This window comes from Pinisolibacter sp. DMC19 (assembly GCF_056313985.1).
In genome coordinates this window covers 23,133-33,507 of the sequence record NZ_JBQUZF010000002.1, presented here as the reverse complement: position 1 = coordinate 33,507, position 10,375 = coordinate 23,133, and the positions used below count along the sequence as shown (strand labels likewise).

Here is a 10,375-nt window from a genome sequence, read left to right as displayed (position 1 = left end):
GCGACGGACGCTCGGCCGATCGCCGGCCAGGTCAGCGATAGCGGCAGACGCGTCGGTCGAGAGCGGCGCTGAAGTAGCAGGAGCGGGCGCGATGGTGCGGGCGGGTGGCGTCCGCCACCACGGCACCGACCGCGGCGCCGGCGACACCGCCGACGAGCGCGCCGCCGACGCTGTCTGTGGCGGCACCGCCGATGATGGCGCCACCGAGGCCGCCGATGCCGGCACCTTCGGCCATGCGGGTGTCGCGGGCGTTGGCGCAGGCCCCCAGCGTGAGTATCAGCGCGACGGGCAGAAGGAACTTCCTCGTGGTGGCGATCATGACCGGTCGTCCTTTCGAGAGGTTGGAAGACCCGTCGGCTCGGGGCGTGCCGCGGCGACGAGGTCGAAGGCTGGCCCGGCGGTGTGCGGGTCGGTCGGACGCGACGGCCGTGGACGGGTCGGCCGGATCGATTGCGCCGGAGTCGTGCGGGTGGATTGCGAGCACCGATCCGGCTGATCGCGGTCGTCGTCCGAGGCAGGGGACGAGGGACGTCTCACACCGCTTCCGTCGGAACGGCCGGCTGCGACCCGACGGGATTCTCGTCGACGGTCCCGCCGATGCACAGGGTCGGAATCTACTCATTCCGAGATCGGGCGGACTGCGCCGGACGTGGCGACGGGGATGTCGCCGCCGCCCTCGTCAGCTCGTGACGGCGACGTCGACGGTCATGCCGAGGAGGTCGTCGGGCACGCCCTGGAAACTGCCCGACACCGGCACGGCGTTGCGGATGTCGCGGACGACCGCGACCGGGATCAGGTCGGCCCCGCCGAACGAGCGGTTGGTCGGATCGAAGGTGATCCAGCCGGCGCCCGGCACGTAGACCTCGGCCCAGGCATGGGTCGAGCCGCCGCCGAACGAACCGATCGCGGTGCGGCTCGGGTCGTGGAGATAGCCCGAGACGATCCGCGCGCCGAAACCGAGCGTGCGGACGGCCTCGGCGAAGAGCACGGCGAAGTCGCGGCACGAGCCCCAGCCGCGATCGAGCGTCTCGATCGGCGTCTGCGTGCCCTCCATGTCGCGCGACTGGTAGGAGATCCAGGCGGAGACGCCGGCGCCGATGTCCTTCAGGAGCGCCAACGTGTCGGTCGACGGGCCGCGCACGAAGGCCTGGACCCAGGTCCTGAGCCGCCCGTTCGGATCGGCGTACTGCGGCGTCGACAGCATCCCGAGATCGGCCCACTCGCCGTCGGAATAGCGGAACGGGAAACGTGCCGCCGAAGGGTCGATCGGAAAGATCGGCCAGGCGGCGACGTCGAGCCCGACCCGCGCCAGGCTGTCGATCACCAGGATGTTCGACGTCTCGGCGAAGGTGGCGGTGGCGACGGCATTGCCGAAGACGTCGTGCGACCAGGTCAGCGTGGACGACGGCGTCGTCACCAGACTGAGCGACACCAGCCGCAGTTCGCGGCTCTCGCGCGGCCGCAACTGCAGCCGATGCGGCCAGAGCTCGACCTGGCGGCGGTAGCGATAGGTTGTGACGTGGCGGATCTCGAGGTCGATCACCGGCTGCTCCTGTTCTCGCCTCGATCGGCGGCTGCTCGGGATCGACGTGGCGCCGAACCGTCCCCGCGACCCGTTCGTCGCCGGGATGTCGACGATGCGATCATAACCGATCCGGGCGCGAGCGCCGTCCGGAATCGGCCGCGGCGCGTCGGGACGGCATTCGACCATCGACACGTCGTTCCGGGGGTGCCTTTCCCGTCGAAAGAGTGGAAACTCTCCCCGTCTCCGTTCCGCGGAAAGCGCAGATGACCGACGCAGACCCGCATTCCCCCCCTCTCGACGGGCTGAGCGACGAAGAAGCCCTGCGCCGCGCGGCCTCGGAAGGGTTCAACGAGTTGCCCCGAGCGATGCGGCGGACGCCGCTGCGTATCGTGTTCGAGGTGCTGCGCGAACCGATGCTGCTGCTGCTGATCTGCGGCGGTTGCGTCTATCTGCTGCTCGGCGACACGACGGAAGCCCTCGTCCTGCTCGCCTTCGCCACGCTCTCCGTGGTGATCACGGTGGTCCAGGAGAGCCGCACCGAGCGCGTGCTCGAGGCGCTGCGCGATCTGACCAGCCCGCGTGCTCTGGTGATTCGGGCAGGCCGGCAGCGGCGCATCGCCGGGCGCGAGGTGGTGCGCGGCGACCTCGTCGTGCTGGTCGAGGGCGATCGCGTTCCGGCCGACGCCGTTCTGATCCGATGCCACGATCTCCAGACCGACGAGTCGCTGCTGACCGGCGAATCCGTTCCCGTCGACAAGCGGGTGGGCGACGTGGTCGCGCGCGCGGCGGTGGTGCGCCCCGGCGGAGAGGCCTTCGCCCACGTCTTCTCCGGAACTCTGGTGGTGCGCGGAACCGGCCTCGCCGAAGTCACGGCGACCGGTCCGCTGAGCGAGATCGGCCGGATCGGCCAGTCGCTGCGCTCCCTGGAGACCGAAGCCCCGCGTCTCCAGGTCCAGACCGGACGGCTGGTGCGGTTCTTCGCCCTCCTCGGCGGCGGCGTCACCGCGCTGGTGGTCGTCCTCTGGGGGACCCTGCGCGGCGGCTGGCTCGACGGCCTGCTCGCCGGCATCGCCCTCGGCATGTCGATGTTGCCGGAAGAGTTTCCGCTGGTGCTGACCGTCTTCATGGCGATGGGGGCGTGGCGCATCTCGCAGGCCCGCGTCCTCACCCGCCGCGCCGCGGCGATCGAGACCCTCGGTTCGGCGACCGTCCTGTGCACCGACAAGACCGGCACCCTGACCGAGAACCGGATGTCGATCGCCGCGCTGTGTCTCGCCGACGGCCGGACCGCGCGCGCCGACGAAGACCTCTCCGAGGCCTTTCTCACCCTCGTCGCGGTCGGCGCCCGCGCCTCCGCCGAGGTGCCGACCGATCCGATGGAGAAGGCCTTCCACGATCTGGCGCGGGCTCGGACCTCGCCCCCCGGTGTCGCCGCTCCGGCCTCGGCACGCCTCGTTCGGGCCTACGGCCTGCGCCCCGATCTCCTCGCCATGACCAACGTCCGGGCGGCGAGTGCGGAAGGTGCGCCGGCCGAGGCGGCCGCCAAGGGCGCGCCGGAGGCGATCGCAGAACTCTGCCGGCTCGACGCGGCCGCGCGTGCCGCGCTGAAGGCGACCGCCGATGCCATGGCGGCGCGAGGGCTGCGGGTCCTCGCCGTCGCCCGCGCCGCGGCGCACGAACCTCTCCCCGAGGACCAGACCGGCTTCGCCTTCGAACTCCTCGGTCTGGTCGGCCTCGCCGACGCCCTGCGCGCCGGCGTGCCCGATGCGATCGCCCAGTGCCGATCCGCCGGCATCGCCGTGAAGATGATCACCGGCGACTATCCGACGACCGCGCGGGCCATCGCCGCGCAGGCCGGGATCGACGTCGGCGACGTCGTCACCGGCGGCGATCTCGACGCTCTCGACGATGCGGCTCTGTCCGCGCGGACGAAGACGGCGACGGTCTTCGCCCGCATCATGCCGGAGCAGAAGCTGCGGATCGTCACCGCCCTCGCGGCCGACGGCGAGATCGTCGCCATGACCGGCGACGGGGTCAACGACGCGCCGTCGCTGAAGGCCGCGCACATCGGCATCGCCATGGGCGGGCGCGGCAGCGACGTCGCCCGCGAGGCCGCCTCGATCGTCCTGCTCGACGACGACTTCGGCTCGATCGTCGCGGCGGTGCGGCTCGGTCGGCGGATCTACGACAATCTGGTCAAGGCGATGGGCTTCATCCTCGCCGTCCACGTGCCGATCGCCGGACTGGCGCTGCTGCCGCTGGTCTTCGGATTGTCGATCCTCTTCGGGCCGGTCCACGTCGCCTTTCTGGAGATGGTGATCGACCCCGTCTGTTCGCTGGTGTTCGAGGCGGAGATCGAAGAGGACGACGTCATGGCCCGGCCGCCGCGCGATCCGGACCGACCGTTGTTCTCGCGCAGCCTCGTGCTCTGGGGCCTGTTCCAGGGGGGCATGGCCTTCGCGCTGGTGGCCGCGATCTATCTCCTCGCCCTGCGGCGCGGCATGCCGGTCGACGAAGTGCGGGCGCTGACGTTCTTCTCGCTGGTCTTCGTCATCGTCGGCCTGATCCTGGTCGGCCGGTCCTTCAGTGCGTCGATCTTCACCGCGTTGCGGCGGCCGAACCGGACGCTCGTCGTCGTGCTCGCGGCCGTCGCGGCGATGCTGACGCTGACGCTCGGCTGGCCGACCGCGCGCGAACTCTTCCGCTTCGGCCCGTTGCACGTCGACGATCTCGCCGTGACGGTGGGGGCCGGCGTCGCCCTGCTGGTCGTCCTCGAACTGGTGAAACCCCTGGCGCGCGCCCGGCCATCCCCACCCGGCCGCGGGTCCGCGGTCATGCGTAAAACAATCGATTGACGAATTTTTCGGACAAGGCCATGGTCGCGGCATGACCGACCACGCTCCCGACCTTTCCGCCGCCGCGCCGTCCGACACCCCCCGCCTCGCCGAGAGCGCGGGGGAGAAGACGCGCGCGTCGCTCGTCCGCGTCGCCCTCGACCTCTTCGGCCGCAAGGGCTACGACGCCACCTCCACCCGCGACATCGCCTCGGCGGCCGGCGTCAACATCGCCGGCATCGCCTATCACTTCGGCGGCAAGGCCGGGCTCCACCGCGCCTGCGGCGAACTGGTGGCGGGCTTCCTCGCAGAACGGCTGTTCACCGTCGATCTCGATCCGGCGAAGATCTCGCCCGACGAGGCCGCCGCCGCCTTCCTCGAGGCGATGACCGGGCTCGCCCGCTTCATGCTGGCGCGACCGGAGGCCGAGGCCATCGCCCGCTTCATGGTGCGCGAGCAGATGGACCCGACCGAGACCTTCGAAGTGCTCTACGACGGCCTGATCCAACCGCGCCACGAGCGCCTCTGCCGGCTATGGGCGCGTGCGACGGGGGAAGACCCCGACAGCGAGGCGGTGATCGTCGCGGTCTCGGCGGTCTTCGGACAGGTGATGTTCTTCCGCGTCGGCCGCGCCACGGCGCTGCGCCGTCTCGGCTGGACGACGATCGACGAGGCCAACGTCGAGCCGATCGTCGCCACCGTGCGCGAGGCGACCTCCGCCTTCATCGCCGCACGCCGCGCAGGGAGGGGATGACATGTCCGGTTGGCTCTGCTCGATCGCGGTGATCGGATCGCTGATGCCCGGATGCGACGACGGCGTCCGCGTCTACGGCTATGTCGAGGGCGAATACGTCGCCATGGCGCCGCTCGATGCCGCCCGCATCGCCTCGCTCGAGGTGCGCCGCGGCGACCGGCTCGCCGCCGGCACGGTGGTGGCGAAACTCGCCACCGACGATGCCGAGATCGCGGTGGCCGACGCCACCGCCCGTCTCGCCCAGGCCGAGAGCGACCTCGCCGACCTGAAGCGCGGCCGTCGCCCCGAGGAGATCGACGTGGTGGTCGCCACGCTGGCCTCCGCCCGTGCCCAGGCGGCCGATGCCGCCCGCGCCCTCGAGCGCCGCCGCGATCTCTTCGCCAAGCGCGTCGCCTCGCAGGCCGAACTCGATCAGGCGGCGACCGCCCGCGACGTCGCCGATGCTCGCGTCCGCGAGCTCGAGGCCAATCTCGAGGTGGCGCGTCTGCCCGCCCGCGACGACGTCGTGCGCTCGGCCGAGGCCCGCGTCGCCCAGGCCAAGGCGGCGCTCGCCACCCAGCGCTGGCGGCTGTCGGAACGCACGCTGACGACGACCGTTCCCGGCCGCGTCGCCGATCTCGTCCGTCGCCCCGGCGAAGTCGCGGGACCGCAGGCGCCCGTCGTCTCCTTCCTGCCCGACGGCGCGGTGAAGCTGAAGCTCTTCGTGCCCGAGACCGCGTTCTCGCGCGTCGCCCTCGGCGAGACCGTGCAGGTCGCCTGCGACGGCTGCGCCGAAGGGCTCGAGGCCCGCATCACCTATGTCTCGGCCGAACCGGAGTTCACCCCGCCGGTGATCTATTCGGTCGAGACCCGCGCCAAGCTCGTCCACCTGATCGAGGCGCGGCCGGAAGGCGCGTCGCTCGAGCGCCTGCGCCCCGGCCAGCTGGTCGACGTCACCCTCGGGGGGCTGAAGCCGTGAGCGGCCCCGCGCCCGTGCCGGACGACGCGACCCGCGAGAGCGTCGTCTCGGTCCGCGATCTGACCAAACGGTTCGGCACCCGGACCGTGGTCGATCGCGTGTCGATGGAGATCCGGCGCGGCGAGATCGTCGGCTTCCTCGGTCCCAACGGCTCGGGCAAGACGACGACCATCCGCATGATCTGCGGCCTGCTGACGCCCGATGCCGGCGAAGGTCGCGTGCTCGGCTACGACGTGCTGACCGAGAGCCGCGCGATCAAGCGTCGCGTCGGCTACATGACGCAGAAGTTCTCCTTCTACGAGGACCTGACGATCGAGGAGAACCTCGATTTCGTCGCCCGCCTCTACGAACTCGAGCCGCGGCGCGACTTCGTCGACCGCACGCTCGCCGACCTCGGCCTGACCTCGCGCCGCGATCAGCTCGCCGGCACGCTGTCGGGCGGCTGGAAGCAGCGTCTGGCGCTCGCCGCCTGCATCATGCACCAGCCCGACCTGCTGCTCCTCGACGAGCCGACTGCCGGCGTCGACCCCAAGGCGCGGCGCGACTTCTGGGACGAGATCCACAAGCTCGCCGCCGACGGCCTGACGGTGCTGGTCTCGACCCACTACATGGACGAAGCCGAGCGCTGCCATCGCATCGTCTACATCTCCTACGGCAAGCTGCTGGCGACCGGCCGGGTCGACGATGTCGTCGAGGGCGCCGGCCTGACCACCTTCGTCGCCCGCGATGCGCCGGCCGATCTCGCCGCCACCCTCGAGGGGCAGCCCGGCATCGATCAGGTCGCCCCCTTCGGCTCGACGCTGCACGTCGTCGGCGCCGACGGCGCGCTCCTCGCCGCCACCCTCGAACGGGTGACCGCCGAGACCGGCGTCGTCTTCGCCCGCGGCGAGACCAGCCTCGAGGACGTCTTCATCCAGTTCATGGCGCGCGCCCAGGACAACATGGGCGACGAGCGGGGAGGGCGGCCATGATCGACCTGACCCTCTCGCGCACCCGGCTCTGGGCGGTTCTGGTGAAGGAGTTCATCCAGATGCGGCGCGACCGCATCACCTTCGCCATGATGCTCGGCGTGCCGATCATGCAGTTGCTGCTCTTCGGCTTCGCCATCAACTCCGACCCGAAGCGCCTGCCGACGGCGCTGCTCGACATGGACGGCGGCCACTATTCCCGCGCCGTGGTCACCGCACTCGAGACCTCCGGCTACTTCCGCTTCGAATTCCGTCCGAAGACACTGGAGGAGGGCGAACACCTGATCGCCTCGGGTCAGGCGGTGTTCCTGGTGACGATCCCCTCCGATCTCGGCGCCCGCGTCGATCGCGGCGACAAACCACAGATCCTGATCGATGCCGATGCCACCGACCCGGCCGCCTCGTCGGGCGCCGTCGGCGCCCTCGGCTCGGTCGCCCAGCGCGCGCTCACCCGCGAGAAGGGCGAGGCGGCGGAGGTCGACGCCCAGCAGGACAAACGGCTCGAGATCGTCGCTCACCGGCGCTACAACCCGGAGGGCATCTCGCAATACAACATCGTCCCCGGCCTGCTCGGCGTCATCCTGCAGATGACGATGGTGATGATGACCGCCATGGGGCTCACCCGCGAGACCGAGCGCGGCACGATGGAGAACCTGCTCGCCATGCCGGCGACGCCGATGGAGATCATGCTCGGCAAGGTCCTGCCCTTCCTCGGCGTCGGTGCGGTGCAGGTGGCGGTGGTGCTGGTGGCGGCCAAGGTGCTGTTCGGCGTGCCCTTCGTCGGTTCGCTGGCACTTTTGATCTTCTGCGTGCTGACCTTCGTGCTGTCGCTGGTGCTGATGGGCTACTTCATCTCCACCTTCGCCGCGACGCAGATGCAGGCGATGCAGCTGACCTTCTTCTTCTTCATGCCGTCGCTGATGCTGTCGGGCTTCATGTTCCCCTTCTCCGGCATGCCCGGGTGGGCACAGGCGATCGGCGAATGCTTCCCGCTGACGCATTTCCTGCGGATCATCCGCGCGGTGATGCTGAAGGGCGCCGACGTCCCGGCGATCGCCTGGGAATGGTCGATGCTGCTGGTCTTCATCCTGGTCTATGCCGCGGTCGCCCTGTCGCGCTCGCGCAAGACGCTGGATTGAGGAGTGTAGCCGCGAGGGAGAAGGGAAGGGGAGCCATGCCGCGCCCCCATTGCCTTCGCCGTCGGGCCGAGGCATCACGGGCGGTATCCAAGGAGCCGCCCATGCAGATCCGCGACGCCGTCGACGCCGACCTCGAGACCATCCGCGCCATCTACAACGACGCCGTCGCCACCACGACGGCGATCTGGAACGAGCGCCTCGTCGATCTCGCCGACCGCAGGGCCTGGGCGGAGGTGCGCCGCGCCCTCGGCTATCCGATCCTCGTGGCGGTCGACGACGACGGCACCGTGCTCGGCTATGCCTCCTTCGGCGACTGGCGCGCCTTCGAAGGCTATCGCCACACGGTGGAGCACTCCGTCTACGTCGATCGCACGGCGCGCGGCCGCGGCGTCGGCGAGGCGCTGATGCGGGCGTTGATCGACAGGGCGCGGGGCCTGCACAAGCACGTCATGGTCGCCGGCATCGAGGCCGAGAACGCCGTCTCGATCCGCCTGCACGAACGCCTCGGCTTCGTGAAGACCGGGCTGATGCCGCAGGTCGGCACCAAGTTCGGCCGTTGGCTCGATCTCGCCTTCCTCCAGCTCCGCCTCGACGACCGCACCGACCCCGACTCGCTCGCCCGCTGAGGCGCGAAGACCCCCTCGACCCCTCGGTGAACGACGCTACGCCCACCTCGAGGGGTGGGCGGCGGCCGACGTGCCGTGTCCTGACGACGTCGGGGACCTCTTCACCTCGTGCGTGCAGAGGTGAACGGCATCGCCTTTCGCCCAAACCACGCGCGCCGTGGTGCTCGAGGCCACCTCGGCGAAAGTCTGAGGTTCGAACATCATCCTTGATTTCCTTGGGTTTTGGCGGCCTCTCCGTCGATTTTGCGCGATGCAGCAACGAATTCGAGTTGCGCACCTCAGAAAATTGACGAATCTCTTGTGCCGAAGGCGAAGCACCCGCGCGGGACCCGACGCATCCGGTCGATCCGCGAGGCCGCCTCCGAGGACGGGAGCCAACTCCCGCCATCGACCCGGAACCCGCCCTGCGAAGGCGGACCAGCCCTCGAACGCAGAGGGCGATCAGGAGGACTGACGATGAAACTGCTTCATGTACTGGCCGGCTCCCTCACGGCTCTGACCGTCTGCCTGCCGCTCACGATGGCTCAGGCGAGCGAGGCCGCGCCGGTCATCGGCTTCTCGATCGACGACCTGCGCGTGGAGCGTTGGGCCCGCGACCGCGACTATTTCGTCGCCGCCGCCAAGGAACTCGGTGCCACCGTCTCGGTCCAGTCGGCCGACGGCAACGAGGAGAAGCAGGTCAAGCAGATCGAGAACCTCATCGCCCAGAAGGTCGACGCGATCGTCATCGTGCCGATGAACTCCAAGGTCTTCGGCGCGGTGGTCGACGAGGCGCACAAGGCCGGCATCAAGGTGCTGTCCTATGACCGCCTGATCCTCAACGCCGACGTCGACGCCTACATCTCCTTCGACAACGAGCGCGTCGGCTTCCTGCAGGCCGAGGCCGTGCTGAAGGCCAAGCCGGAAGGCCGCTACTACATGCTCGGCGGCTCGCCGACCGACAACAACGCGAAGCTCCTGCGCGCCGGTCAGGAAAAGGCCCTGAAGCCCGCCGTCGACGCCGGCAAGATCAAGATCATCGGCTCGCAGTGGGTCAAGGAATGGAGCCCGACCGAGGCCCTCTCCATCATGGAGAACGCCCTGACGGCCAACCAGAACAAGATCGATGCGGTCGTCGCCTCGAACGACGGCACCGCCGGCGGCGCGATCCAGGCGCTCGCGGCGCAGGGTCTCGCCGGCAAGGTGGCCGTGTCCGGTCAGGACGCCGACCTCGCCGCCATCAAGCGCGTCAAGGCGGGCACCCAGACGGTGTCGGTCTACAAGCCGCTCAAGCTGATCGCCACCGAGGCCGCCAAGCTGACCGTGTCGATGGTGCAGAAGAAGACCCCGGCCTTCAACGCCAAGCTCGACAACGGCAAGAAGTCGGTCGACAGCCTGCTGCTCACCCCGATCCCGCTCACCAAGGACAACGTCGACATCGTCATCACCGACGGTTTCTACACCAAGGAACAGGTCGACGGTAAGTGACACCTCTTCGATCGGAGCGGCTCCGGCCGCTCCGGTCTTCGAAGCGCATCGGCGGACCCAGCGGCCCGCCGAGCGGTGCCGCCCGTGCGGGTCGCACCGGTGAC

Annotated in this window: 9 protein-coding genes; 7 read left to right on the top strand and 2 right to left on the bottom strand. The window is 69.9% G+C overall.

Annotated elements, in window-relative coordinates:
* Window positions 1–31: 31 nt before the first annotated feature.
* Together ACT53U_RS04460 and ACT53U_RS04455 are read right to left on the bottom strand one after the other, a co-directional pair.
* Window positions 32–319 (bottom strand): bacteriocin, encoded by a 288-nt coding sequence (locus ACT53U_RS04460; protein WP_476153111.1) that lies wholly within the window; start codon window positions 317–319, stop codon window positions 32–34.
* A gap of 360 nt (window positions 320–679) precedes the next feature.
* Window positions 680–1,543: a transglutaminase family protein gene (locus ACT53U_RS04455; RefSeq protein ID WP_476153110.1), complete on the bottom strand. Its 864-nt coding sequence runs from the start codon at window positions 1,541–1,543 to the stop codon at window positions 680–682.
* Window positions 1,544–1,788: 245 nt separating this feature from the next.
* Between ACT53U_RS04455 and ACT53U_RS04450 the strand changes: the two genes are divergently transcribed.
* From ACT53U_RS04450 to xylF, 7 genes are all read left to right on the top strand, one after another.
* On the top strand, window positions 1,789–4,380 hold the full coding sequence (locus ACT53U_RS04450) for a cation-translocating P-type ATPase (RefSeq protein ID WP_476153109.1): 2,592 nt from the start codon (window positions 1,789–1,791) through the stop codon (window positions 4,378–4,380).
* Window positions 4,381–4,411: 31 nt separating this feature from the next.
* Window positions 4,412–5,113: a CerR family C-terminal domain-containing protein gene (locus ACT53U_RS04445; protein ID WP_476153107.1), complete on the top strand. Its 702-nt coding sequence runs from the start codon at window positions 4,412–4,414 to the stop codon at window positions 5,111–5,113.
* A 1-nt stretch (window position 5,114) separates the two neighbouring features.
* A complete protein-coding gene (locus tag ACT53U_RS04440; protein ID WP_476153105.1) occupies window positions 5,115–6,071 on the top strand; it encodes an HlyD family secretion protein in 957 nt (318 codons plus the stop codon).
* Window positions 6,068–7,042: an ABC transporter ATP-binding protein gene (locus ACT53U_RS04435; RefSeq protein WP_476153103.1), complete on the top strand. Its 975-nt coding sequence runs from the start codon at window positions 6,068–6,070 to the stop codon at window positions 7,040–7,042. The genes ACT53U_RS04440 and ACT53U_RS04435 overlap by 4 nt, the downstream gene beginning before the upstream one ends.
* A complete protein-coding gene (locus tag ACT53U_RS04430) occupies window positions 7,039–8,178 on the top strand; it encodes an ABC transporter permease (RefSeq protein WP_476153101.1) in 1,140 nt (379 codons plus the stop codon). The genes ACT53U_RS04435 and ACT53U_RS04430 overlap by 4 nt, the downstream gene beginning before the upstream one ends.
* 101 nt (window positions 8,179–8,279) lie before the next feature.
* Window positions 8,280–8,804 (top strand): N-acetyltransferase family protein, encoded by a 525-nt coding sequence (locus tag ACT53U_RS04425; protein ID WP_476153099.1) that lies wholly within the window; start codon window positions 8,280–8,282, stop codon window positions 8,802–8,804.
* Between the two features lie 456 nt (window positions 8,805–9,260).
* Complete coding sequence (gene xylF / locus ACT53U_RS04420) at window positions 9,261–10,271, top strand: D-xylose ABC transporter substrate-binding protein (RefSeq protein WP_476153097.1); 1,011 nt, start codon at window positions 9,261–9,263, stop codon at window positions 10,269–10,271.
* The last annotated feature ends 104 nt before the right edge of the window (window positions 10,272–10,375 follow it).